Raw genomic sequence first — 23,614 nt, 5'->3', positions numbered from 1 at the left:
GGGCTAAACGAATGCGATATGAATCGGGAAATAGTTCAAATATTATCAGAAAAACTGTCATCCTTACCGGGCCTGAACGCAGAACAATCTTGCAGTCAATTCACGGAATTGGCCTATTTGTGCCACTTCACGCAATGTTATCGTCCGGCTATGCGTATCGCTGACTGGCAGCGTCACCCAATTTATATTATGGAAGATGCGGGTGTTAAAACGGGGATTGCCTTTTGTGATCTGCAGTTGCCATCGCGTTTCAGTACCTGCCCGGCAATTCAAGATCAAAATTTCCCCGTTGTGGCTGAAGGTACCAATATCTCTGAACTTTGGTTGGTATTTGTTGCGAATGGTTTGACGAGCCGTTCTCCCTTCTTTAAGGAACTCATCGACAGCTATGATCTGCCCGCCGTTTTTGACAAAATATTCCTCTTCGACTTTTTTCAATCAGCAATCCATATTATCAAATCACATGAAAATCACGATTAATTTTACGCTTGCATTTGCAGCATTATTTGTGGCGAATGCCAGTTCAGCCCAGACCAGGGACAGCCTGGCCAGGAAAGATAGTCTAACACAACGGCTTATCGCCATAGCTGCCAATAAATTCCCGTCAACGAGAACTTTCAATTTCGAATTTTCCGGAGCCGGGGCTACCAATTTCACCTCTACGCTTAGGGGAGAAGCTTTGCCTGCCGGAAGGATAACCAAGTTTATGCAAGCCAGGGCCAGTGCGAATATTAACTTCATACAGACCAGAAGCTGGATCGTAGGTGCATCTTTTAGTTATCGCCTAACATCGCTTACCGCAGCTTTGGATGAGCCGGTATCAGGCTTAAACAGCACGTTTGATGGTAATTTTCAGTATCATGCTTCGTCCCTGAACGTAACTAAGATATCGAGATTGTTTAATAAAACGACCGTCTTTACCGGAACTTTTACCATTGACGGTAGCGAAAAACAATTCGAGCGTAAACGAGGGTTGGTAACAGCCAGCATGGTATTGAAATCCAATGCGAAGACCCGCTTGACCGTAGGCTTGCTTGGCAATTTTGATCCTAGCACGCAAACACCTATCCTGCCCATTATAGCCTACGAACATCGTTTTGACAATGGGCTAATAGTCGATATCACCCTGCCTCGTAATATTTTTATCCGTAAACACGTATTCCGGAATGGCAGGATAACCCTTGGAACCGAACTTGACCGTACAAGCTTTTACTTATATAATCTGGATAACACCGGAAAGACGTATGAATTCCGCCAAGTGGACATTAATAACGGGTTGATCTACGAACACCGGCTCTTCAACTACTTTATCCTGACCGCAAAAGGCGGATTGAAGTTGAACCCTTCAGCAAGGATATTTGACCGGCAGGAATCTTTTAATGATCAAATATTTGAGGCCAAACCAGCTGCTTCCCCATATTTCAATATTGGCCTATCGTTCAACCCTTTTGCCAGAAAAAGACGGTAGGCATTCATCATCAAACACCAGCGGCAGGATTAATCCGTTGTATCATGAGCAAAAATATCTTAATTCTATTACTCGCATTTCTACCTTGCCGGTTAGCCGCCCAGTCCACCTGGTCGCTTAAAACCTGCATTGACTATGGGTTAAAGAATAACCGGAGTAACGCCGTATACGCCAATGAAAAAAAAATGGCTGATGCCAAAGCCAAAGAGGCATTAGCCGCTTATTTGCCCAGCATCGGCGTTAGCAGTACGCTGGACGACAACTTAAAGGTTCAGGTATCGGTGATCCCTGCCGGGATCTTTGGTCCAAACGACCTGCGCGTTGCGTTCACTAAGAAATTTAATACCAATCATGTGGCACGCGTCGATCAAACCATTTATGATCAGACATTGCTTACCGGTTTAAAAGCGAATAAATACAATGTTCAGCAAGCAGATCTGAACCAACGCCAGAACGACGAAACCATCATTTATAATATCAGTACGGCATATTCGCAGATATTCGCTTACCGGGAGCAACTTAACCTGTTAAAATCCAATCAGGAAACCTACAAGGGGCAAATGGAAATTATCTCCCTTAAGGTAAAAAAGGGTACGGCCCTGCAAAAGGATGCGGATAAAGTGACCGTTGACTATAATAACGCCCAATCACAGATTCAGGTGGCCGAGAGCAACCTTACCCTTGCCGAAAATCAGCTCAAATATGAGATGGGTTACCCAATCAACGATACAATGACCATTGACAGTACAACTTCCGTCGATGTGTTTATGCCTGTCACCCCGACGTTTGCCAGTAACAGCTCATTTACGGCGGCTAACCGTACCGACTACCGCATTTCGCATGTAAATGCCAAACTCCTGGAGATCGACGAAAGCCGGATCAAGGCGGGTGCGCTACCAAAACTGACCGCTTATGCACAATATGGTTTCATCGGTTTCGGCGACCGGCTTGGGCCAGCCTTTTCCGGTATGTCACCCTATTCGGCGATAGGCCTTAAGCTGAACATCCCGCTATTTGATTTCTTTAAGCGTAATGCACAATATAGCCAGGCCAAATATAAGCGGCTGAACGCGCAGGAAAACCTGAAGCTGGACGAAGACAAATACCAGCTGGACTACGAAAACGCGCGAACCAAGGTGCTTAAAGAACAAAGCAATGTGGCAAATAACCGCCGCAATATTGCACTGGCACAATCTGTACTCCGGACAACCGACTTGCAGTTACAGAAGGGCACCACTGACCTTACCGACTGGTTAAATGCGCAAAACTCGTTAAAAGAAGCGCAAAATAATTACCTCAATTCACTTTACACTTTTTTCCAGGCCCGCATGGATTTGGAAAAAGCAGGTGGCACATTAAAGAATTTCTATTCCGGATTATCATCAGCACATGAAAACTAAATATATTGTCATTACCGCCCTGCTAGCGATCTCAGTAATAGTCGTATTCCGGCTGGTTTCCAATAAGCGGAAACTGGATGAAAAGAACAGGCCGGCGCCAGTAAAAGAGGTCCGCATTCCCGTTAAAACCTTTGTAGCAAAAGAACAAGAAGTGGTGATCGCTATGGTAAAAACCGGAAACCTGGCGCCCTTCAAAGAGGCTAAAGCCCTTGCCAAGACCGGGGGGACGTTATTACAAGTGCGTTTTCAATTAGGTGATCAGGTAAACGAAGGACAGGTTCTGGCCATCACCGATACCCGCAGTCAGCGCCTGGAACTGGAAAAGGCCGAGACGAGTGTGGCTAAATTGCGAAACGACCTGAATACTTACACCGAGCTGCTACAAGGTAAAGCTGCTACGCAGGAGCAGGTTAATAATATCCGGCAGGATTATTCAAATGCCCTTAATCAGGCATCCCAGGCACGCAAAAATCTGGCAGACGCTGCGGTCCGGGCACCTACCAGCGGGATCATTTCCGCCCGTCCTGTTGAAGCGGGCGTTTTTGTAAATGCGGGTGCTGAGATCGCTACGATCGTCAACCTGTCTAAAGCAAAGATACAGGTCAACCTGACCGAGACCGAAGTTTACCGGGTCGTGCAGGGGCAGCGGGTTAAAATTACCACCGATGTTTACCCGGGAAAGGTGTTTGGAGGCGCAATCACTTTTATCAGTCCGCAGGCAGACCAGACACATAATTACCCGGTGGAAATACAGTTCGATAATCCGCAGAAAATCTTATTGCGTTCCGGAACATTTGTTTATGCCGACTTCTCCGGCAAAACGTCTCAGCGCATGCTGGTCATTCCACGTGAGGCACTGACGGCAAGCATTAAAAATGCGACCGTTTATGTGGTTGAAAATGGTTTGGCCAGGCAAAGAAGCATTCAAACAGGGATAGAAACGGTCGGCGAGATCGCTGTGATCAGCGGCTTGAAGGCCGGAGATCAGGTAGTCACATCGGGTCAGATCAACCTGAAGGATGGTACGCCGGTAAGCATTTCCAAATAAGTAACGGCGTGACGGCGAATGATCAGCAAGGCAGGCCATCCCGGCAAACTATTATTGTTGGTATAATCCTGCTGTTGGTAATCGTCCTGCAAATCTATCTGAAAATAAAGATCACAAGATCCATTTTACAAACTAATACACCGGTACATGTCAATAGCAGAGATTGCCGTTAAACGGCCCTTATTCATCATCGTCATTTTTACCGTACTTTTCCTGTTTGGCGCGTTAAGCTATTCTAAGCTCAATTACAAGCTCCTACCAAACATTGAGGTCGCAACTGTATCTGTAAGTACGGTCTATCCCGGCGCTTCTGCTTCGGAGGTAGAAACATCCGTTACTAAAAAACTGGAAGATGCCTTCGCTTCTGTAGAAGGCCTGGATAAGATCAGTTCAACTTCACAGGAGGGCGTATCCCAGATCGCAGTACAGCTAAAAGGCGGGACAGATGTGGATCAGGCTGAACGTGAAATACAACGTAAGGCTGACCAGGCACAAAATGACCTGCCTGATAATATCGACCGTCCAATAGTTAACAAGATCAACCTGGAGGAAACACCCGTTATTCGGGCAGGAGTAACGTCAACGCTTGCGCCAAAAGCACTGTATGACCTGGTTGATCAGGACTTTCGCCCCCTGCTTCAGAATGTTAGCGGTGTGGGGCAAATCAATATCATCGGCGGCGACGAAAGGGAGATCCAGGTCAACATCGATCAGGGAAAGCTACGGGCGTATGGATTGGATATTACCCAGGTAAGCGAAGCGATTAATAACGCAAACAGGTCTTTTCCTGCAGGCCGGATAGAAACCCAAAACCAGCAGGTTTCCATCCAGTTCGATGCTAACGTGGCCTCTGTAGGTCAGATCAGTAAGCTCATCATCAAACAACAGCCAGGCGGCGGTAGCATCTACCTGAAAGACATTGCCGAGGTGGTTGATGCGACGGCAAAAGTGACGGCTATCAATCACATCAATGGTTTGCCATCCGTTGGTGTACAGGTGATCAAACAAACCGACGCTAATGCGGTAAACGTTAGTAAAGGTGTAAAAGCGATGTTCAGCCGACTGGAAAGCCAATATAAGGCACAAGGCATTCGTTTTACGGTTTCAAGCGACCAATCCACCTATACGCTTCGCTCGGCGGACGCGGTAATGGAAGACCTTGGGATTGCGGTTGTGATCGTAGGGGTGGTCATGTTAGCCTTCCTGCATAGTTTCCGCAGTTCCATGTTCGTAATGGTCGCGCTGCCCTCTTCTATTATACCAACCTTTATTGCAATGTATTGCCTTGGTTTTTCACTTAACCTGATGACCCTGATGGCCATGTCACTGGTCGTTGGCATCCTGGTCGATGATTCCATTGTGGTGCTGGAGAATATCTACCGGCACCTGGAAATGGGATCTGATCGCCGTAAGGCGGCGCTGGATGGCCGTAACGAGATCGGTTTTACAGCCATGGCGATTACGCTGGTGGATGTTGTTGTTTTCCTGCCCCTGGCATTGTCCGGTGGTATGATCGGTTCGATTTTGCGGGAGTTTTCTCTGGTTGTCGTATTCTCCACACTGATGAGTTTGTTTGTGTCTTTTACGGTAACTCCCATGTTGGCCAGCCGTTTCGGCAGGCTGGAGCACCTGACAAAAGAGACGCTTTGGGGCCGCCTGAACCTGGGCTTTGAACATATAATTGATGTGTTAAAAGAAAAGTACGGTAAATTACTGGAAGTCGTATTATACAAAAAACGCTGGTTGCTGTCCATGGTAATCTTGCTCATCATTGGGTCGCTCATGCTGGTCGGCAAAGGTTTTATCGGCGCTTCCTTTATCCCTGTGAGTGATCAGGGCGAATTATTGCTTAACCTGGAACTTGAACCGGCGGCCTCCATCTACCAGACCAATATGGTCACCCAGCAGGTGGAAAAAATAGTTATGGCCCGGCCGGAAGTGGAGAAAGTCTTTTCCAGTATCGGTTTTGTAAGCGGCGGTGTCGTGGGTACCGGTAATAATGCGAACAGGGCTGAGCTTACGGTCAGCCTTAAAGATCGTAAAGAAAGGGGTATGACTGCCGACGAGTTCGGTGTACTGATACAACAAAAACTGAGTGCTGCAATTCCAGGTGTTAAAATAACAGCATCATCGACGTCTATCACCGGCAACGCCAGTTCCGCGCCTATACAGATCGCAATTAAAGGGGTGGACCGACAGGCTGTTCGCAGCGTGGCGGAACGCTATCGAAGCCTGGTAACTGCTATACCGGGAACCAAGTTTGTGCAGCTGTCGGTAAAAGACCAAAAGCCGCAGGTGGACGTGAAGCTGAACCGGGATAAAATGACCTTGCTGGGCATCAATGCGAGCCAGGTCGGAGGCTCCCTTCAAAATGCCTTTAGTGGCAACAGTCAAGGCAAGTTCAAACAGTCAGGAAATGAATATGACATACTGATCAGTCTGGACCGTAATGACCGGTCTAATATCAACGACGTGCGCAACCTCCCTTTTATCAATAGTGACGGCAAAGCCTTTGTGCTGAGCCAATTTGCAGAAGTCTCAGACGGGCTGGGGGAAAGTGTATTACAGCGAAGCGACCGGATGGGTTCGATCACGGTTAACGCCAATGTTGCCGGACGTCCAACGGGCACAGTTGCCAGTGAGATCAAATTGAAGGCGGCAAAGATCAAACTTCCCGAAGGAATTACGGTGGAATATCTTGGTGATGTTAAAAATCAGGCAGATGCTTTTGGCAGCCTGGGCCTTGCACTCATTATCGGCATTGTCCTGGTTTATCTCATTATGGTCGCGCTCTATGAAAGCGTAATCTATCCCTTTGTCGTGTTATTCTCTATACCAGTGGCCTTAATCGGTGCCTTGCTCGCGTTGGCGCTTGCCATGGAAACGCTGAATATCTTTTCGATCATTGGCCTGATCATGTTATTGGGCCTGGTGTCCAAAAATGCCATCCTGATCGTTGACTTTACCAATCAGTTAAAAGATCTGGATGGTTATAGCGCTAAAGAGGCATTGATCGAAGCGGGCAAAGAGCGCTTACGACCGATATTGATGACCACATTGGCCATGATCCTGGGCATGCTTCCCATTGCTATTGCTACTGGTGCGGGCTCGGAGATCAAGAACGGTATGGCCTGGGTGATCATCGGCGGATTGACCAGTTCCATGATACTGACATTATTTGTTGTTCCGGTGATGTACCTCATTATTGATCAATTGGCTATGAAATTCCGGAAAAAACAAACGATATAATTTGGGCCGATCAGTTGAGTCTTCAATTGTCGATTGAAACCTCATAAGTGCTCCTAGGGAGACTATTTTCCATCAGCACCCGTAAATTCGTTTGAATCCGGGCGATGCCTGGTTAGGAAACCTGGTTGTTGCGGCTGAACTGATAGTGACGGGATCATGAGCGTATTATCTCCTCCACTTAATCTTTTACAGATGATAACTGCAAAGATTCGCGACCGGATGATTTCGGGAGAATTGCCATCGTGCATATTGCCATTTCCTACCACTTTGTCGATTCCCGGACACCCTTCCATAGAATTTGAATTTTATTTGATCTCGGATTTCGATAATATATATAGCGTTTGTGATAGCACTTGCGCGGGAATAAAGTGTTCATAATTAGAGCATCCGGAAGTAACCAGCCGGTAAACCAAGCTGTTACAGCAGTTTTCCTTCAATCTCTGCCATCGGCAGATCCTCTGGATAGGCCGCTCCATCTTAACATAGCTCAAGCGTATTTCTTACCATAGGTCAAATAGATGCAGCGCAATTAGCACCAACTTTGTCATGTTAATTAAAGAACAAATTAAAAATCAAAAACATGAAAACTTTATCAAAGGCTACCGTGATACTATTATTAATAGTAAGCACAATGGGTTTAGGTGTAAAAGCACAATCCAAACAGGAAATCGCAAAGATGCAGCAACAGTTAAAACAACTGACAGCAGCAGACAAATTAGTTCAACAACATTTAAAAACATTTGACACGTTAGACTATACCGTATTCAGCGGCCAGCAATGGGCCCGCTTTCACGAAAGCCATGGTAAGGATATTAAAGTATACTGGCCGGATGGTCACATCACAACTGGTTTGGCTAAACATGTTGACGATATGAAAGCATTATTTGTTTATGCGCCTGATACGCGCATCAAACAACACCCTATTCGCTTCGGTTCTGGAAATTTTACGGCTGTTACCGGTGTTTTCGAAGGTACTTTTACAAAACCTATGCCTGTAGGCAATGGAAAATTCATCCAGCCGACCGGCAAAAAATTCAATATCCCGATGGCAACCATCGGCATCTGGAAAGATGGTGTAATGACTGAAGAGCATTTATTCTGGGATAACAAGGCCTACCTTGACCAAATTGGTTTAGGCAAGTAATCAAATATAATATTGCAGGCATACTTCGAAAGTATGCCTGCTTAAAGGATAAAAAAAATGAAACTGCAGGAACTGGCCAACATCGCCGGAAATTTCCCGGTTAGGGAAAAAACGATGCCCATGTTGTTTATCGGGCACGGCCATCCCATGAATGCTTTGTGGGATAATGATTTTACGCAAACGCTTACGAAACTTGGTAAAAACATGGATAAACCGAGTGCGGTATTGGTTATATCAGCGCATTGGGAAACTATTGGGACGTATGTCAGCGTCAATCCCAAACCACGCACGATCCATGATTTTGGCGGTTTCTCAAAGGAGTTATTTGATGTGAGGTACGAACCAATGGGCCATCCCGAACTGGCACGTGAATTAAAGTCAATGGTTTCCATTACTGATGTAATCGAAGATCACGATATGGGCCTCGACCACGGAGCATGGACAGTATTGAAATTTATCTGGCCCGATGCCGATGTACCGGTATTTGAAATGAGCATGGATTATTCGAAGCCAGCGGCATTCCATTATCAATTAGGCAAACAGTTTAAAGAACTGCGCCGTAAGGGTGTACTCATTCTTTGCAGCGGCAACATAGTGCATAACCTAAGAATGATCGACTGGCGGGATATTGATGCCAAACCTTATGATTGGAATCTGGAATTCGACCAATTTGTAAAGAATCAATTAGAAAACCGGAGTTTCGAGGCTTTAATCAATTATGAAAAAGCAGGAGCAGCTGCGCGTTTGTCTATCCCAACGAATGACCACTACATGCCGCTGATGTATGCGCTGGGATTGATCGACAAAAACGAGTCTATCAAACACATTTATGAAGGCTATCAGTTTGGCAGTTTAAGCATGCGCTGTTTTCAGGCCGGGTAATATTATTCAAAAAATATATAATGGAAAATAAAACGAACGCCCTGAAGGGGGAAGAGCTGATGCTCGTATATAAAGTACATCAACCAGTAGCGTCAGAAAAAAAGCCGGGTTTGATCCTGCTATTGCATGGTATCGGTAGTAATGAAGAAGATCTTTTCAGGTTAGCTGATAGATTCCCACCTGATTTTGTTATTGTTTCGGCCAGAGCACCATATACGATCTCGACCGGTAAATACACCTGGTTTGAATTAGGGTTCTGCAATGGAGAGCGGGTAATAAACGCAGAACAGGCTGAAAAGAGCCGTTTGGTAATCAATACATTTATCAGCCAGTTGACTGACAAATATGATCTTGATTCAAATAAGGTCTTTTTAGGTGGTTTCAGCCAGGGCGGGATCATGTCTTATAGTGTCGGACTCACTTTCCCTAAAAAATTAGCAGGAATATTTATTTTGAGCAGCAGGTTGCTGCCAGAGGTTAAGCCTTTGATCAGATCAAAAGAGGAACTTCAAAGTTTGCCCATTTTTATTGCCCATGGCAAAAATGACCCTGTGCTACCTTTAGCTTACGCTCATGACGCGCTTGCCTACTTACAACCGCTGACTGATAACATCACTTTTAACGAATACAACATGGTGCACACCGTGGGTGACCAAGAACTTGCTGACCTGGTTAATTGGATTTCAGCCAAAAGTCTTTAAATTGCGGTGTAATTTATCCGCATGCTTTCAACGCTCCTCTTCGACAATTTTAATAAATATGCCCGGATTACGGCAACTGATTTTGAACAGATCGAAAAGGTAATTGTTAAAAGGTTCATTAAAAAAAGAAGGGCCTTACTCACTCAGGGCGATATCAGCCGATACATCTATTTTATTGAAAAAGGTGCACTTCGATCATACACTACGGATAAAGACGGTGTAGAACATGTTATTCAGCTGGCCATTGAAGATCATTGGATTGCAGATTTGCTCAGCTTTATAACGCAGGTACCTGGAAATGTCAGTATTGAGGCAATCGAAGATAGTGAAGTTTGGTTGTTACCACATCACGAACTCGATCTGCTTTATGACCAAGTACCTGCGCTGGAAAGATATTTTCGGCAGTTATTTCAGCGGGCGTATGTCAGCCTTCAGCAACGCCTCAGTTCGACGGTAAGTCAGAATGCAGAAGAGCGGTACAGACTTATCATAAGCGATTTCCCACAAATTGCTGCGCGTATACCGTTGATTTACATTGCTTCATATCTGGGAATTACCCCGGAAAGTTTAAGCAGGGTAAGAAAACAGCTTTAACGCTAAAATTATCCAACTTTTGCGTTATTGATCAAAATCAATCATCGTTGCATTAAATTCAGGATTCAATTTTTTATGCAACGATGTCGGTTCAACCGTTACAATAACCTCTACGGTTGGTCCGACGTGCATGGCTAATAAATGACCTCCCTTAACGAAACCACCCTTTTCTGAAGCTGTGGTATGGGCATGAACTACGGGTTTATCTTCATACCAGGTTATATTCCCGTCAAGAGACGTTACTTCAGCAATTCCTACATTGATTACTTCATACTCCAGTCGATCAAAGTCAAACCAACCCAGCTCCACACTGAACGCACTTCCTATGCCTTGAAAATGAGCACTTTTCACATTGTACTCCAAAGCAAACCCTGTCAAACCAGATACAACTTCATCGCCCTTAAAAAAACTGACTAGATAAGTGCTGACATTTTCGACAGCACTTAACAATTTTACTTTCATGGCGGGAGCTTTTCCCGGTTCGGCATGCGTAGCTGCCGATCTATATTCTACTTTTTCCATAACATAAAATTGAGATTTATTAACTATTTTTCTGAAACCAAATTATATAAGCATCTACCGCCTTCTGCAAAAAGTCCTTAGTGCTTCCATCTTTTATTACTCCATCATCATCAAATAGCTCATTAACTTTCGGGAGATAAACCTCCGGCTGTTGCATGGTGGGTACATTCAAAAATACCAGGCTTTGCCTTAAATGGTGATTAGCGCCAAAGGCAGACAAATTCCCCGGTGAGTTGCTAAAAACTGCAGCAGGTTTTGCATCCCAAACACTCTTTCCATAAGGCCTTGACCCTACATCTAAGGCGTTTTTTAAAACAGCTGGAACGGATCTGTTATATTCCGGTGTTATCAATATAACGCCGTCAACTGATGCCATCTCCTCTCTATACGCTACAATGGCCTGGGGAACTTCGTTGTCATCATCAAAGTCCTGGTTATAAATCGGAAGATCAGCTAAAGAGATAACTTTAAATTTGAATCCTTCCGGTGCCATATTTAATACAGCGTTTGCTAATTTTTTTGAAAATGATTCCTTGCGCAGACTTCCAGCAAGAATACCTATTGTTTTGCTCATGATTTTATTTGTTTGATGGTTGAATAAGGGTGAAATGACCCAAACTAATAAATATTAGTTTGGGTCAAATATTGATGTGACTGTGTATGATTAATAAGATTGCCAGCCTATTGTTTGTATTCGCCGATCAATAGCACAGACTTGATCGTCCTTCCTTTTTCCGAATCTTCAACCGCCTCGTTAATATCCTGGAAAGCATATGTTTTGATCAGCTTGTCGAAAGGGAATTGACCTAACTGATACATATGGATCAGTTTAGGAATAAATTCCTGCGGGACACTGTCGCCCTGGTTGATCCACCTGATCTTGTAACCTTTGGTCAAAAAGATATTGGTTTCCAGTTCGAGCGGCTTACGGGCCACGCCGATACAGACCATTTCGCCCAATGGCGCCAGGCTGGATAAAACATTGTTGATCACTTCGTTTCTGCCGGTTGTATCGATGCCATACTGCACACCATTGGGCAATATCTCCAGGATACGTTTCGATACGTCCTCGGTTAAACTGTTAATGGTATGGGTTGCACCAAACTCTTTAGAAAAATTTAATCTTTCTTCATTGATATCAACGGCAATGATGACGGTAGCGGAAGACGCCTTGGCTGCCATTAATGCCGCTAATCCTACTGCACCGGTGCCTGTGATCACAATAGAGCTGCCGATCTTAACCTTCAGAGAGTTGATAACGGCCCCTGCACCAGTTTGGATACCGCAACCCAATGGGCCCAATATTTCCAATGGCGCATCTTTGGGAACTGCAATCACATTATTTTTATGCGCTATGGCGTAGGTAGCAAAAGACGATTGTGAAAAGAAATTGTCATTAAGCACCTTGCCATCCGGATAATGGTGATTATGCGAACCATCCATACGGGCACCCGAGAAGTTCCGCGGAAAAAATTCATAGCAGTAAGCCGGCGTACCGGAACGGCAGATCTCGCATTCTCCGCAATAGCCATAGGTCAGTACCACGTGGTCGCCTACGTTCAGGTGATGAACATCCTCGCCGATGCTTTCGATAACACCCGATCCTTCATGACCCAGGATCACCGGAAAGTTGGGAGAACCCATGACGAAATCGCGTGCCACCATATCGGTATGACAAATACCGGTTGCTACGATCCTGACCAACACTTCATCAGATTTGGGTTGGTCTAAAATTACTTTTGTCAGTTCAAATTCGCTGCCTTGTGCTTTAACGACAGCTGCTGTGATTTCCATAATGATTTAATTTAGTTTTGAATAATGTGATTAATTTATTTCCTGTTAAATTTAGAATAAGCTATAAATTCCCTGTTGGCACTACCATGCGCCGGTTCCAGTGTAAAAAAGTTTTGTTGATCGCCGGTATCATCAGGATAAGCATGGCCACACCGAAAAGTAGTATTGCGATGGTTAGGAATACAGCCCGGTTGGTTAATAACTGGGTTTGCTGAGCAAGACTTTGGCCAAGCGCTGCATTAGCTAATGCTGAAGCCTGATCAGCAGAAAATCCTTTACCAGTATACAAAGCTTTAAAGTCTTTGATCCGGTCTGCCGTAATTACATTGTCTACAGTCAGGTAACCCAAAAAACCTTCTTTGAAGTGCTGGTTGAAATACAGCTGCAGGTTATAATAGCCGGCTACTGAATTACAGGACGCGATGAACCGGGCATAAGCAGCTACCACAAGCCCGGTAGTGCCTGTTTCCGCAGGTAAGGAGGATACTGTAAAAATAATAATGGGAACGAACAAAAAACCTGATGCTGCTCCCTGCATCATAACGGGAAACAACAGGTCGGTAAAAGCCAGGTCGGGTGTCATTAAAAAACACATCCAAAGATTATAGGCTACCAAAAGCAAGAATCCAATTACTAAAAAGCCCTTGGTCGAATGACGTTTGGCTAAGGTAAGCCTGGTGGAGAAGATGAGCGATACGACAATCCCTCCTACATTGCATAATCCTAAAGCGATAACCTGCATGGTGCTCCATTTCAAAATCCCTCCGGCGTAATTATAGATCAGGTTAATACTGTCCTTGCTGCCATAGTAAACAGCCAGCAGGCAAAGCCCGATTAAAAAGTTGGAGTATTTGAACGCTTTGACATGGATCAACGGTCGTTTAACGATAGATTGCCTGTAGAAAAACAGCAGTGCGCCGCACAATGTGATCAGGGTACTGGAAAATATCCGCGGGTCTGAAAACCAGTAGTATTTAGAGCCATAGATCATGGTATAGGCGAACCCCACAGAAGTGCAGGTAAATAATATAAATCCGGACCAGTCGATCTGGAACAAAGGATAGGGCTTATGACCCGATGTTCCCCGCAGCGCCAGCAAACAGATCAGCAGGGTGAGTATTTGAAATCCGATCAGATAATAGTAGGTCACCTTCCAATCCGCCGAGACAATCACGAATGCTGCTACCAAACCAATTAATACCGTATTGGCGAGGATAGTGCCGTAAAACACCGCCGAACCGATAGCCTGGGCACGTTCACTTTCTAAACGGGTAAAGATGAGGATGAGCGCACAGGCAGCGGTATTACCAACTAAAATACCCTGTAAAAAGCGGAGGATAAAAAAGTAATGAATGTCCTGGCAGTTCAGACACAAACAGTTCAGCAATACCGCAAGAAGGATATTGGTTACCAGATAGTTCCTTGTTTCGAAATATTTGAGGAAACGGAATTGAACCGGCAGTATGGAGATGATCCCGGCATAACATAGCAACAGGGCGAACGAAATATCTTCAGGTTGTGCGCCGAGAAAGGCGATCATGTAATTCTGGGTCAGTGAGAACATCCCGAACTGCATGAGCGAAACCAGCAAGATGAGGAACAAGGCGATCCTTACGCCCCATTGCCAGTCATTGATCCAGTCCTTGAAATAAACCGGCTTACTCATGATGTTTTCTTTTTAACAGATACGGTCACATTCATTCCGGGTATAAACTGATCAGTGTCTTTTGCATCAAAGACAATCTTTACGGGCACCCGCTGAATGATCTTAACAAAATTCCCGGTCGAATTATCCGCCGGTAAAAGGGAGAACCGGGAGCCTGTCGAGCCGGCTATCGCTTCGATCCGGCCTTTAAATACTTTGCCGCCTATGGCGTCAACCCTGATGTCGACCGGCTGACCGACATACATGCCCTCGACCTGCGTTTCTTTATAGTTTGCGGTAATCCATTTCTGATTTTCATTGATGATGCTGACTAATGGCTGCCCCGGCTGGATCTGCTGGCCTTCCAGGATATTTTTCCGTCCTAACCTTCCCGAATAAGGTGCTCTGATGATCGTATAAGATAAATTCAGCCTGGCCAGATCCATTGCAGCCTGCTTGCGTTTGATATCCGCTTTAAGCAGCGCGAAATGTGTTTTTAGCTCATTGACCCGTGCCTGATTGGTTCTTAGACTATTCTGCGCAGCGCTGTAATCGCTGGCGGCTACATCGTATCGCGCCTGTACCTGTTCCAGATCGGAACCTGTAGCGGCTTCTTCTTTGACCAGATTTTTATAACGCCTGATATCCTGTTGCTGTTGCACGTATCTGGCCTGGGCTCCCCTGATCTGGTCCTTATTGACATCAGTTCCTAATTCGGATGAATGGATTCCGGCAGACAGTACGGTAAGTTGCGCACGCGCGTCGTCCATAGCCGCTTCGGCAGCTTCCAACTGCGCTTTATATTCCCGGTCATCCAAAATGACCAGCGTGTCACCGCGTTTCACCAGTTGATGCTCTTCGAACTTAACCTGTTCGATGTATCCCCCTGCCCGTGCAGATACCGGGTTGATATAGGAATCCACCTGGGCATCATTGGTTTCTTCGTAATGCCGGCTAAAACCCCAATATTGAATGAGGTAAAATATGCCGGTCAGAACAACAATTACAGCGATGATCGTGATGACAATATTTCCCGGGTGGATCTTTTGATTTTCTTTTTTCATGTCGAAGGCATTAATTACAAGTTACCACTGGTGTATAAGAGGTGATAGTAAATGGTGAGTGCATCAGTTTGAGCTCTGATCAGGTTGAACCTTGATTCCTGAAGCAGGTTATCTGCATCCAGAAGGTCCGTGAGCAGAGCCAATTGGTTGAAATATTTGGTGGTAACGATGCGGTAATTGACCTGCGATTGTTCCACAGAACGCTGATTAACAGCGATCCGGTTCAGTGCCTCTATATATTTAATGTAGTAAGATTTGACATCGGTGGTGATATTATCTGCGGTTGCCTGCTGCTGCAGTTCCAGTTCTTTGACCCTAAGCTTACCGGCAGCTACTTTGCTTCTATTGTGATAAAGTGAGGAAATGCTGTACTGTGCTTTGAGACCTACAAAGCCAACGGCATACGCCTGGTTCACGGAAGGGAAAAACAGATAATTCGGGTAATTTAAGCCGTAAGCGGTATAAAAAGCTAAGGATGGCAAATTGGCACTTTGAATACCACTCACCCGCGCACGTTGTATTTCCACATTCTCCCCTGCTTTACGTACGCTGATAGAAGATATACCGGCCCGTTCGATCAGTTGGAGCAGGGAATCAGGCCTTGGCTTTGGCATGGCGGCAGAATCGGTAGGATTTAAACTAACGCTGTCCGGCACATTCATCAGTACGTCCAGCTTTTGATTAGCTATACTGATATCGTTATCGGTTTGCTGCAGGGAAAGTTCAACGTTAGAAAGCATAACCTCAGCGCGTAATACATCACTTTTGGTAACCTTTTGATTTTTGTACAGTGCGTTGATGTTTTTGAGGCGGGTTTGCGCTCTCTTTAACTGATCCTGAATGTATTTTTTCAAGTCAGCAAGCCTGACCAGATCAAGGTATTGACCTGCAGTTTGCAGCGCGATGTTTCCTGACTGGTCCTCGGCATTTAGTTTTGCGAGGTCCAGCCGCGAAGTTTGTTCTTTTTGGAAGGCCCGCTGACGTCCGCCACTGTAAATATTAAATAAGGCATCCACCCCAAAGGCAGCAGCATTTGGAGTTGGTTTCCGCGGGCCGGTTGTGGAATGACTAAGACCTTCGGTAAATAAAGTAAGGTCAGAAAAACGCTGATAAGATCCGCTCATATTGACCGTTGGGAGTGCCGCCCGGTAAGCGTCTTTTCGGTCTTCACCGGTAGCGCTTTCTTCGATCCGGGCTGCCTGAACCCATTTGTTCTGGCTTTTAGCAAACTGAATTGCTTCAGATAAAGAAACGTTGAAACTAGCCGGACCGTTTACCTGGGCAAACAGGCGCTCTGAATGCCCAGTCCATATAACAACTAACAGTATAGCCACAGACAGGCAGGGGTTTTTAGCATAGAAGCAGCACTTAGACATGACTTAAATTGTTTGAAGGGTGTTTTTCAGGGACGACCATTAACAAGATATAGTCGATCATTCGCCCGGTCATATCATCTCTTACCGGCTCGTATAGATGCATTAGTGAAGACAGGTTACCTGTAAAGACAGAAGGGATAAATGACAGGATATTGAGCGCAAAGATCTCTGCATCGATGGCCTTAAAATGCCCTGTATCCATACCGGTTTGAATGATCTTCAGCAGGAACCGGTAAATCTGGACGCGGGCTTCCGTTACCATTTCAATTACAGCGGGATGGCGGCGCGTGGCTAACTGGTTATAAAGCAGTCGATGAAAACTATTATTCGAAGAGATCCTTTTGATGTACAGGAGTAGATAGCCCCTTAATTTTTTTTCGGCATCAAGTTTAAGTTTATCAAACCCTTTGATCTCTGCCGTAATTTCGATTAGCCTGTTCTTGAATATTTCAAGATAGAGGGCTTCTTTCGATCCAAAGTAGTAACTGATCATCCCGGAATTAATATCCAGCTCTTTTGCAATAAGCCTGATAGACGTCCCGTCAAAGCCATGCCTGGCAAATAGCTCTTCAGCACCTTTTAGTAAGAGCTGCCTGCTATCTTGAGTAGAATGATCTGTCGGTACGGTCATGTCCTGTTTATCTTTTTTGATAGGACAAATTTCCGTCGAAATCAGCGGCATAACTCGGCTGTATTACCTCATTGTTCGTCGAAATGGCGTATTAATTATCTATTTTACACCATTGGCGCAGAAGAAATTGTTTATTAAAGGAACCTTTTCCGATAAGCTACCGGGGAAAGGCCGGTGTTGGCCCTGAAAAACTTACCGAAAACGGACTGATCTGAAAAGTTCAACATGTTGCTGATCTGAGAAACGGTAAGCGATTTGTTCTGTAAGAGCACTTTAGCTTCCAACGCAATCGTTTCATCGATCCATTTACCGGCAGATTTTCCGGTGTGTTTTTTGACAGCAGCTGAAAGAGACTTGGGTTGGACATGCAGATGGTTAGCATAAAACTCCAATTTGCGCTCGTGCATGTAATTGCGGTTGAGCAGTTGTTTGAATTTTGCAAAAAGCGTATAGCCGGTCAGTGAAGAATGAACTCCCGCTGTATGCTGTCTGTGATAGGCATCGATTTCGTAAATCAACGCGAAGATATAATTTCGTATAATCTCGGCCTGATGATAATTGGCTGTAGCTTGGCTTGATTTGATAATCTCAAAGATCTTGCTGAATTTGATCTGATAGGCATCCCCAATAGCCAATACGTGGAGATCATTATTTTCAAAAAAATCATACTTGTTAAGGAAAAGCCGGTCAGCATATTGTTCCAGTAAAAAGGTGTCTTTAAAAAAAATGATATCCATCCTCAGTTGGTTACTTCTTTTACGGAAACTGCGGATCACTGACGGACCAAGGGTGATAAGAGAGGGTGCTTCGATCTCAAAACTGTTAAGACCTGCTTGCAGATAAATACTTCCCTCAGTAAGATAAGCCATGGCGTAACTCTCCGCCCGGTATGGTTCTTCCGGATAAGGATGGCTTGCCGCGGATATGAACAAGTATTCTTTGCTGTTATCTGCAACAGAAAAAAGGCGGCTATGCCTGGAAAGCGAAAATGTTTTGATTTCTTCCAATAGCGTGAAAATACAATATTAAAATAACTGAAATTTCTTTTTGCCACTATTTATCCTAAAATATGTCCGTTTGCTCCATTTGAACGAACTCTGAAGCTATTACGACGAAAACGGCTAAAAATTGACCTGTACTATTGCACTGACCATATAAGCTGTTATTAACATGACAGCTGGCAACTATAAAAAATGATGTCCGTACAAACCGCATTTCCAAAAATCACCAGCAAAGTTTTGCAGGATATGAAAACCAACGATGAGAAAATCTGTATGCTCACCGCTTACGATTTTTCCATGGCCCGGATATTCGATGAGGCAGGAGTTGATGTGCTGCTGGTGGGCGATTCTGCTGCGAATGTCATGGCAGGCTACGACACAACCCTGCCGATCACCCTTGACCATATGATTTACCATACGCAAAGCGTAGCAAGAGCGGTTAAAAGGGCGATGATCATCACAGATCTCCCCTTCGGCACCTATCAGGGCGACAGTAAGCAAGCGCTTAGTTCAGGGGTAAGACTGATGAAAGAAGCCGGAGCACATGCGCTAAAACTGGAGGGCGGAAAAGAAATTATAGATTCGGTTAGCAGGCTGATCCAGGCAGGTATCCCAGTTATGGGACACCTGGGGCTGACCCCTCAATCTATTTACAAGTTTGGAAGCTATGCTGTTCGGGCAAAAGAGGAGGACGAGGCAAATATGTTATTAGATAATGCAAAGGCATTGCAGGAGGCCGGTTGTTTTGCTCTCGTGTTAGAGAAAATTCCGGCAACCCTTGGAAAAACAGTTGCGGAGTCGCTTCAAATACCTGTAATCGGCATTGGTGCGGGCAAACATGTGGACGGACAGGTGCTGGTGATGCACGATTTGTTAGGCATTTCCAAGGATTTTGCTCCCCGGTTCCTGCGCAGATATTTGGATCTGTATAGCCAGATCACCAACGCGACTAATGCCTATGTCTCAGATGTCAAGTCGCGAAAATTTCCCAGTGATAAGGAACAATATTAACTCATATATCATGGAGCTTACGTCATTATTCCTCAAATCTGAAATACAAGACATGCCGGTCATCAGGGTGTATCCTGATGGAGAAGATTATTTGCTGCTTGACGAGGCCATTTTAGAAAAGGCACTCATTCTGGAGAACGAAAAAGTGCTGATCTGTAATCATTCAAACGGCGCAAGGTTCGACACTTACGCGCTTAAGGCACGTATTGGCAGCCAGACATGTTTTGTTTCCGGCCCGGCAACCAGACTTGTTCGTGCCGGCGATCATATTAATATAACAAGTTATGCCAGATGCCTTTCCGGTCAAATACCCGCAGGTTTCCCTGTCATCATTGTCCCAATTAAAAAACCAGCTAAAACACAGCTTTAATTTAAAAATATCATGACACCATATGGAAATAATATCGTCATTATCGGCGGAGGGTTCGCCGGAATAAATGTCGCTCAAAACCTTTTGAACAAAGTTAAAGACTTGCACATTACCTTGGTAGACCGAAATAATTATAACTTCTTTCCTCCCCTACTGTACCAGGTAGCGACAGGCTTTTTAGACGTTTCTAATATCAGCTACCCTTACCGGAAATTATTCAGGAATCATCCTAATTTCACCTTCCGAATGGGCGAGCTGCTGGAGATCAAACCTGAAGAAAACCTGGTGGTCTTATCTTCAGGGGAACTGCGGTATTCCAAACTCATTTTAGCCACCGGAACGGCAAGTAATTTTTTCGGAAACGAAAACGTCCGGAAACATGCCCTTCCCATGAAAACCGTTGCCGATGCACTGTTGTTAAAAAACACGCTTCTTACCAGACTCGAAGAGGCTACACTTAGCAACAATCCGACTGAGCAAAAAAAACTCACTAGTGTCGTCATTGCAGGAGGCGGCCCTACTGGCGTAGAAATAGCAGGAATGCTTTCGGAACTTAAGCAAAACGTTTTCAAAAAGGATTATCCTGAACTGGCAGGATTGCCGTTTGATATATATGTGCTGGACGGCTTGCCGACGCTATTGGCCCCAATGACCCCAAAATCACAAGAGTATGCGCTAAAATCGCTTGAGTCTATGGGTGCCATCATTACCTTAAATCAATTAGTAAAAGACTATGACGGCGAAAGTGTGTTGCTTGGCGACGGTTCACGGATCGAAACCAAAACCTTGATCTGGACCGCCGGGGTAACCGGCCAGATCTTTGCAGGTATACCGGCTGAGTTTTATGGACGCGGTAAACGGCTGCTGGTGGACGCTTGTAATAGAGTAAAAGGCACAACCAACATTTTCGCGATCGGAGACAGCTGCCTGTTAACTCTGGATAAAGGTTTCCCCAACGGCCATCCACAGCTGGCACAGGTAGCCATACAGCAGGGAAAAAACCTTGCCTATAACATTCATGCAGAATTGACCGGACACCCCTTAAAGCCATTCCGATATTATGATAAAGGATCAATGGCAATAATTGGCAGGAACAAAGCAGTAACCGATCTTCCTAAACCAATTCTTCATTTCCAGGGATTCTTTGCCTGGTTGATGTGGCTGTTCGTCCACTTGCTTTCGCTTGTCAATTTCAGGAATAAAATAAAAACACTGTTCAGCTGGAGCGCAGCTTACATTTCGAAGGATCAATACCTAAGGATGATTGTCCGGCCGGCTATTAAAGAACATGAGCTCCCGAATGCCGAAGCTAAATAAGCCTTAATCAGTTGCATATTCATTTCTTACATCTTAAAATTTAGTACTATGAATGACTTAAAAGAAAAAGTAGTTTTTATCACCGGAGCTGGTGGTGGAATTGGAAAAGCGATCGCTTCCGCGTTCGCCGGAGAAGGCGCTAAAGTTGTTGTTGGTGATATTAAGCAGGAATTCGTTGCCGGAACAGTTAAAATATTGGAGGAGCAGGGTGCTGACGTGTTAGGCGTAACCGTAGATGTTACCAATTATGACTCGGTGAAAGCAGCACTAAAGGAAGTAGTGGAAACATTCGGAACGCTGGATATCGCGGTTAACAATGCCGGCGTGGTTGGTATCGGCAGTATCGAAGAAATTACACCTGAAGAATGGGACCGCGTATTAGGCGTTAACGCTAAAGGTATATTTGTGTGCACAAAGGCAGAACTTGAAATATTAAAACCAAAGCAATCCGGCGCCATTATCAATACGGCTTCCATTGCCGGAAAAATGGGTATGGCTCATCTTTCTCATTACGTGGCCTCCAAATTTGCGGTCATTGGATTTACCAATAGCATTGCAAAAGAAGTGGCACTAGACGGCATCACTGTCAATGCGATATGTCCGGGCATCGTTGGTACAGGCATGTGGCGCGGAGAAGGCGGCGTAGCTGACCGCTGGAAGCTGGAAGGGGAGACTGAAGAGCAATCGTGGGAAAGGAATAAGAAAGCAATCATTCCCCAGGGGGTTGACCAAACACCGGAAGATATCGCGGAAGCGGTTGTCTTTATCGCCAGATCACCAAGAATTACCGGCCAGGCTATTGCCGTGGATGGCGGCATTACGATGTAATGTTTTGTATCTAACCAAAGGGGCAGATCATGAATCATCTGCCCCTTTGGTAATAGGTAAATTTATCAAATCGGGAATCCCATTTAGTAAGCGAAATCCAGTCGTTTGTTACGTGCTGTTAGATTTTTGTGGTAAGCTCGACGCAGATCAGTGCATTTACGATCGATACCAATTTATCGATGTCAAAAGGCTTTTCAATGAACGCATCTGCAGCGCACTGCTTTGCAATGGTAGAAAGATTGTTAACAGCGGAAAATAATATCACAGGGATTTTGCTGCAACCCGGTGTATTTTTCAAGGCTTTGCAAATTTCACTTCCATTTTTATCCCTAAGCCATTCATCGAGTAGGATAAGATCCGGATTTATAGCTGATATTTCAGCAACCGATAAGGAAGCAGTCGTTGATATTACCTCAATGTTCTCCTCTTTTAATAATAATGCAACTAAAGAAAGTAAATCCTCATCATCATCGATAAACAATACTTTTTTCAGGGACATAGATAAAATCAGGATTAAAGGTTAAATATAACAATAAATCATGGAGAGATAACGACATTGTCACGATGCCTAGCCCATAACTTTTATACACGATTTCAAGTTTATTAATAAGGCGGTCAAATCTGACCGCCTTGTTTGAACCGTTAATTTTTTGTAAATGTCGTATCGGCAAGCTTCGGGAGTTTACTTACTTACCAAAAGTGAATCGGTAGCAAAAGAAGAGTTAACAGAAGATTAGTAATCTTCTAATCCGCCTAACTCAATATTCCAGAATTTACCGGTTTCTGTATTTTCGGTAATGGCTTTAAAAATACCGTTAACTGATTTTTCAATAGTAATGGGTGCGGTATCGCCGCCCATCCTGGTCTGTACCCATCCCGGGTGCAATGGTGTTACCCTGATATTTCTTTCGGCAAGCCTTTGGCTCAGCATTACGGCATAGACATTAATGGCTGCTTTCGACATGCGGTAACCCGGTGCGTTCGGCGCAAGGTTACGCAGCAAAGCCATTGCTGTCGATAAAAATACCACCTGTCCGCCATCGTTCAAACTGTTTAATAATGCTTCGGTGAACAACACCGTGCCTGTGGTATTCGTGGCAAAAGTTGCATTAAGTAAATCAGCTGTAGGCACTTCATCGCCTAAATCTAAACCAACGCCCGCGTTATTCACCAGTACATCTAATTTGATTCCTGCTTCTTCGATCTGTTGGGCAACTTTATTAATGCTTTCTTTATTACTGATGTCGCCCTGGAAAACCGTAAGATGATCATGTGTATAATCGCCGACTTTACCTGAACGCGTTACAGCGATTACTTCCGCTCCTTCGGCCAGTAATTTTTTTGTCAGCTCAAAACCGATACCGTTGCTTGCGCCGGTAACCAGCACTTTTTTAATTGAATTATTCATTTGATTAAATTATATATGAATGATCTCTGCTTAACTTTTAAGTGAGATTGTGTTAAAATTTAAAACTTCCTTCCAGCTGGACTACGCAAATCATCTTTTCGAATTCAGGTAATACTGATAAGTTATACCCGGCACTATGATTTTTTCAAAATCCATAACCC

General features: G+C 44.7%; 24 protein-coding genes. 13 read left to right on the top strand and 11 right to left on the bottom strand.

The genetic code is table 11. From position 1 onward, the window contains the following. Nucleotides 1-150 precede the first annotated feature (150 nt). From A0256_14175 to A0256_14155, 5 genes are all read left to right on the top strand, one after another. On the top strand, nucleotides 151-480 hold the full coding sequence (locus A0256_14175) for a hypothetical protein (protein AMR32489.1): 330 nt from the start codon (nucleotides 151-153) through the stop codon (nucleotides 478-480). Continuing rightward, nucleotides 464-1,468: a hypothetical protein gene (locus A0256_14170; protein ID AMR32488.1), complete on the top strand. Its 1,005-nt coding sequence runs from the start codon at nucleotides 464-466 to the stop codon at nucleotides 1,466-1,468. The genes A0256_14175 and A0256_14170 overlap by 17 nt, the downstream gene beginning before the upstream one ends. A gap of 44 nt (nucleotides 1,469-1,512) precedes the next feature. Then, nucleotides 1,513-2,868: a transporter gene (locus A0256_14165; protein AMR32487.1), complete on the top strand. Its 1,356-nt coding sequence runs from the start codon at nucleotides 1,513-1,515 to the stop codon at nucleotides 2,866-2,868. After that, nucleotides 2,858-3,916: an efflux transporter periplasmic adaptor subunit gene (locus A0256_14160; GenBank protein AMR32486.1), complete on the top strand. Its 1,059-nt coding sequence runs from the start codon at nucleotides 2,858-2,860 to the stop codon at nucleotides 3,914-3,916. The genes A0256_14165 and A0256_14160 overlap by 11 nt, the downstream gene beginning before the upstream one ends. A gap of 147 nt (nucleotides 3,917-4,063) precedes the next feature. Then, on the top strand, nucleotides 4,064-7,165 hold the full coding sequence (locus A0256_14155) for an acriflavin resistance protein (GenBank protein ID AMR32485.1): 3,102 nt from the start codon (nucleotides 4,064-4,066) through the stop codon (nucleotides 7,163-7,165). 62 nt (nucleotides 7,166-7,227) lie between these two features. Here A0256_14155 and A0256_14150 read toward each other — a convergent pair whose 3' ends face one another. Then, nucleotides 7,228-7,458 carry a hypothetical protein gene (locus A0256_14150; protein AMR32484.1) on the bottom strand — a complete coding sequence of 77 codons (231 nt, stop codon included), beginning with the start codon at nucleotides 7,456-7,458 and terminating at the stop codon, nucleotides 7,228-7,230. A gap of 287 nt (nucleotides 7,459-7,745) precedes the next feature. Here A0256_14150 and A0256_14145 point away from each other — a divergent pair, with 287 nt between their 5' ends. The 4 genes from A0256_14145 to A0256_14130 all read left to right on the top strand — a co-directional run bounded on the left by A0256_14145 (nucleotide 7,746) and on the right by A0256_14130 (nucleotide 10,486). Continuing rightward, the gene (locus tag A0256_14145) at nucleotides 7,746-8,309 is read left to right on the top strand and encodes a polyketide cyclase (GenBank protein AMR32483.1); all 564 of its coding nucleotides are present in this window, start codon (nucleotides 7,746-7,748) and stop codon (nucleotides 8,307-8,309) included. A gap of 114 nt (nucleotides 8,310-8,423) precedes the next feature. Next, the gene (locus A0256_14140) at nucleotides 8,424-9,191 is read left to right on the top strand and encodes a dioxygenase (protein AMR34552.1); all 768 of its coding nucleotides are present in this window, start codon (nucleotides 8,424-8,426) and stop codon (nucleotides 9,189-9,191) included. Between the two features lie 20 nt (nucleotides 9,192-9,211). After that, nucleotides 9,212-9,892 carry a hypothetical protein gene (locus tag A0256_14135; protein ID AMR32482.1) on the top strand — a complete coding sequence of 227 codons (681 nt, stop codon included), beginning with the start codon at nucleotides 9,212-9,214 and terminating at the stop codon, nucleotides 9,890-9,892. A gap of 21 nt (nucleotides 9,893-9,913) precedes the next feature. Further along, a complete protein-coding gene (locus A0256_14130) occupies nucleotides 9,914-10,486 on the top strand; it encodes a hypothetical protein (protein AMR32481.1) in 573 nt (190 codons plus the stop codon). A gap of 24 nt (nucleotides 10,487-10,510) precedes the next feature. On the opposite strand, the gene A0256_14125 is transcribed toward A0256_14130, so the two are convergent. From A0256_14125 to A0256_14090, 8 genes are all read right to left on the bottom strand, one after another. Then, nucleotides 10,511-11,008: a hypothetical protein gene (locus A0256_14125; GenBank protein AMR32480.1), complete on the bottom strand. Its 498-nt coding sequence runs from the start codon at nucleotides 11,006-11,008 to the stop codon at nucleotides 10,511-10,513. 19 nt (nucleotides 11,009-11,027) lie between these two features. After that, nucleotides 11,028-11,582, bottom strand: a complete 555-nt coding sequence (locus A0256_14120) for an NADPH-dependent FMN reductase (GenBank protein AMR32479.1) — start codon at nucleotides 11,580-11,582, stop codon at nucleotides 11,028-11,030. Nucleotides 11,583-11,689: 107 nt separating this feature from the next. Continuing rightward, nucleotides 11,690-12,802, bottom strand: coding sequence for an alcohol dehydrogenase (locus A0256_14115; protein AMR32478.1), 1,113 nt, complete (start codon nucleotides 12,800-12,802; stop codon nucleotides 11,690-11,692). A gap of 61 nt (nucleotides 12,803-12,863) precedes the next feature. Beyond that, complete coding sequence (locus A0256_14110; GenBank protein AMR32477.1) at nucleotides 12,864-14,468, bottom strand: hypothetical protein; 1,605 nt, start codon at nucleotides 14,466-14,468, stop codon at nucleotides 12,864-12,866. Continuing rightward, nucleotides 14,465-15,511, bottom strand: a complete 1,047-nt coding sequence (locus A0256_14105) for a secretion protein HlyD (GenBank protein ID AMR32476.1) — start codon at nucleotides 15,509-15,511, stop codon at nucleotides 14,465-14,467. Before A0256_14105 ends, A0256_14110 begins: the two co-directional genes overlap by 4 nt. Before the next feature lie 14 nt (nucleotides 15,512-15,525). Continuing rightward, complete coding sequence (locus A0256_14100; GenBank protein ID AMR32475.1) at nucleotides 15,526-16,887, bottom strand: transporter; 1,362 nt, start codon at nucleotides 16,885-16,887, stop codon at nucleotides 15,526-15,528. Further along, a complete protein-coding gene (locus tag A0256_14095; protein ID AMR32474.1) occupies nucleotides 16,880-17,569 on the bottom strand; it encodes a hypothetical protein in 690 nt (229 codons plus the stop codon). Before A0256_14095 ends, A0256_14100 begins: the two co-directional genes overlap by 8 nt. An 83-nt stretch (nucleotides 17,570-17,652) precedes the next feature. Next, entirely contained in the window at nucleotides 17,653-18,537 is an 885-nt protein-coding gene (locus A0256_14090) for an AraC family transcriptional regulator (GenBank protein AMR32473.1), read from the bottom strand. 174 nt (nucleotides 18,538-18,711) lie between these two features. On the opposite strand from A0256_14090, the gene A0256_14085 reads away from it, so the two are divergent. Genes A0256_14085 through A0256_14070 form a run of 4 tightly spaced genes read left to right on the top strand, consistent with a single transcriptional unit; the run spans nucleotide 18,712 to nucleotide 22,045 of the window. Continuing rightward, nucleotides 18,712-19,530 (top strand): 3-methyl-2-oxobutanoate hydroxymethyltransferase, encoded by an 819-nt coding sequence (locus A0256_14085; protein AMR32472.1) that lies wholly within the window; start codon nucleotides 18,712-18,714, stop codon nucleotides 19,528-19,530. 10 nt (nucleotides 19,531-19,540) lie between these two features. Further along, nucleotides 19,541-19,900, top strand: coding sequence for a hypothetical protein (locus tag A0256_14080; GenBank protein AMR32471.1), 360 nt, complete (start codon nucleotides 19,541-19,543; stop codon nucleotides 19,898-19,900). A gap of 12 nt (nucleotides 19,901-19,912) precedes the next feature. Continuing rightward, on the top strand, nucleotides 19,913-21,217 hold the full coding sequence (locus A0256_14075) for an NADH dehydrogenase (GenBank protein ID AMR32470.1): 1,305 nt from the start codon (nucleotides 19,913-19,915) through the stop codon (nucleotides 21,215-21,217). A gap of 48 nt (nucleotides 21,218-21,265) precedes the next feature. After that, nucleotides 21,266-22,045 carry a short-chain dehydrogenase gene (locus A0256_14070; protein AMR32469.1) on the top strand — a complete coding sequence of 260 codons (780 nt, stop codon included), beginning with the start codon at nucleotides 21,266-21,268 and terminating at the stop codon, nucleotides 22,043-22,045. 118 nt (nucleotides 22,046-22,163) lie between these two features. On the opposite strand, the gene A0256_14065 is transcribed toward A0256_14070, so the two are convergent. Continuing rightward, nucleotides 22,164-22,544, bottom strand: coding sequence for a hypothetical protein (locus tag A0256_14065; GenBank protein AMR32468.1), 381 nt, complete (start codon nucleotides 22,542-22,544; stop codon nucleotides 22,164-22,166). Nucleotides 22,545-22,778: 234 nt separating this feature from the next. Further along, nucleotides 22,779-23,453, bottom strand: coding sequence for a hypothetical protein (locus A0256_14060; GenBank protein AMR32467.1), 675 nt, complete (start codon nucleotides 23,451-23,453; stop codon nucleotides 22,779-22,781). Nucleotides 23,454-23,614 lie beyond the last annotated feature (161 nt).

The sequence above is a fragment of the Mucilaginibacter sp. PAMC 26640 genome, from assembly GCA_001596135.1.
Taxonomy (GTDB): Bacteria; Bacteroidota; Bacteroidia; order Sphingobacteriales; family Sphingobacteriaceae; genus Mucilaginibacter.
The sequence above is the reverse complement of the archived record's forward strand: the minus strand, read 5'-3'. Positions and strand labels throughout refer to the sequence as shown.

Excerpts from the sequence above, each read along its gene's own strand:
- A0256_14175 (AMR32489.1), top strand. The coding sequence starts at position 151 with ATGCGTATCGCTGACTGGCAGCGTCACCCAATTTATATTATGGAAGAT.
- A0256_14170 (AMR32488.1), top strand. The coding sequence starts at position 464 with ATGAAAATCACGATTAATTTTACGCTTGCATTTGCAGCATTATTTGTG.
- A0256_14165 (AMR32487.1), top strand. The coding sequence starts at position 1,513 with ATGAGCAAAAATATCTTAATTCTATTACTCGCATTTCTACCTTGCCGG.
- A0256_14160 (AMR32486.1), top strand. The coding sequence starts at position 2,858 with ATGAAAACTAAATATATTGTCATTACCGCCCTGCTAGCGATCTCAGTA.
- A0256_14155 (AMR32485.1), top strand. The coding sequence starts at position 4,064 with ATGTCAATAGCAGAGATTGCCGTTAAACGGCCCTTATTCATCATCGTC.
- A0256_14150 (AMR32484.1), bottom strand. The coding sequence starts at position 7,458 with ATGGAAGGGTGTCCGGGAATCGACAAAGTGGTAGGAAATGGCAATATG.
- A0256_14145 (AMR32483.1), top strand. The coding sequence starts at position 7,746 with ATGAAAACTTTATCAAAGGCTACCGTGATACTATTATTAATAGTAAGC.
- A0256_14140 (AMR34552.1), top strand. The coding sequence starts at position 8,424 with ATGCCCATGTTGTTTATCGGGCACGGCCATCCCATGAATGCTTTGTGG.
- A0256_14135 (AMR32482.1), top strand. The coding sequence starts at position 9,212 with ATGGAAAATAAAACGAACGCCCTGAAGGGGGAAGAGCTGATGCTCGTA.
- A0256_14130 (AMR32481.1), top strand. The coding sequence starts at position 9,914 with ATGCTTTCAACGCTCCTCTTCGACAATTTTAATAAATATGCCCGGATT.
- A0256_14125 (AMR32480.1), bottom strand. The coding sequence starts at position 11,008 with ATGGAAAAAGTAGAATATAGATCGGCAGCTACGCATGCCGAACCGGGA.
- A0256_14120 (AMR32479.1), bottom strand. The coding sequence starts at position 11,582 with ATGAGCAAAACAATAGGTATTCTTGCTGGAAGTCTGCGCAAGGAATCA.
- A0256_14115 (AMR32478.1), bottom strand. The coding sequence starts at position 12,802 with ATGGAAATCACAGCAGCTGTCGTTAAAGCACAAGGCAGCGAATTTGAA.
- A0256_14110 (AMR32477.1), bottom strand. The coding sequence starts at position 14,468 with ATGAGTAAGCCGGTTTATTTCAAGGACTGGATCAATGACTGGCAATGG.
- A0256_14105 (AMR32476.1), bottom strand. The coding sequence starts at position 15,511 with ATGAAAAAAGAAAATCAAAAGATCCACCCGGGAAATATTGTCATCACG.
- A0256_14100 (AMR32475.1), bottom strand. The coding sequence starts at position 16,887 with ATGTCTAAGTGCTGCTTCTATGCTAAAAACCCCTGCCTGTCTGTGGCT.
- A0256_14095 (AMR32474.1), bottom strand. The coding sequence starts at position 17,569 with ATGCCGCTGATTTCGACGGAAATTTGTCCTATCAAAAAAGATAAACAG.
- A0256_14085 (AMR32472.1), top strand. The coding sequence starts at position 18,712 with ATGATGTCCGTACAAACCGCATTTCCAAAAATCACCAGCAAAGTTTTG.
- A0256_14080 (AMR32471.1), top strand. The coding sequence starts at position 19,541 with ATGGAGCTTACGTCATTATTCCTCAAATCTGAAATACAAGACATGCCG.
- A0256_14075 (AMR32470.1), top strand. The coding sequence starts at position 19,913 with ATGACACCATATGGAAATAATATCGTCATTATCGGCGGAGGGTTCGCC.
- A0256_14070 (AMR32469.1), top strand. The coding sequence starts at position 21,266 with ATGAATGACTTAAAAGAAAAAGTAGTTTTTATCACCGGAGCTGGTGGT.
- A0256_14065 (AMR32468.1), bottom strand. The coding sequence starts at position 22,544 with ATGTCCCTGAAAAAAGTATTGTTTATCGATGATGATGAGGATTTACTT.
- A0256_14060 (AMR32467.1), bottom strand. The coding sequence starts at position 23,453 with ATGAATAATTCAATTAAAAAAGTGCTGGTTACCGGCGCAAGCAACGGT.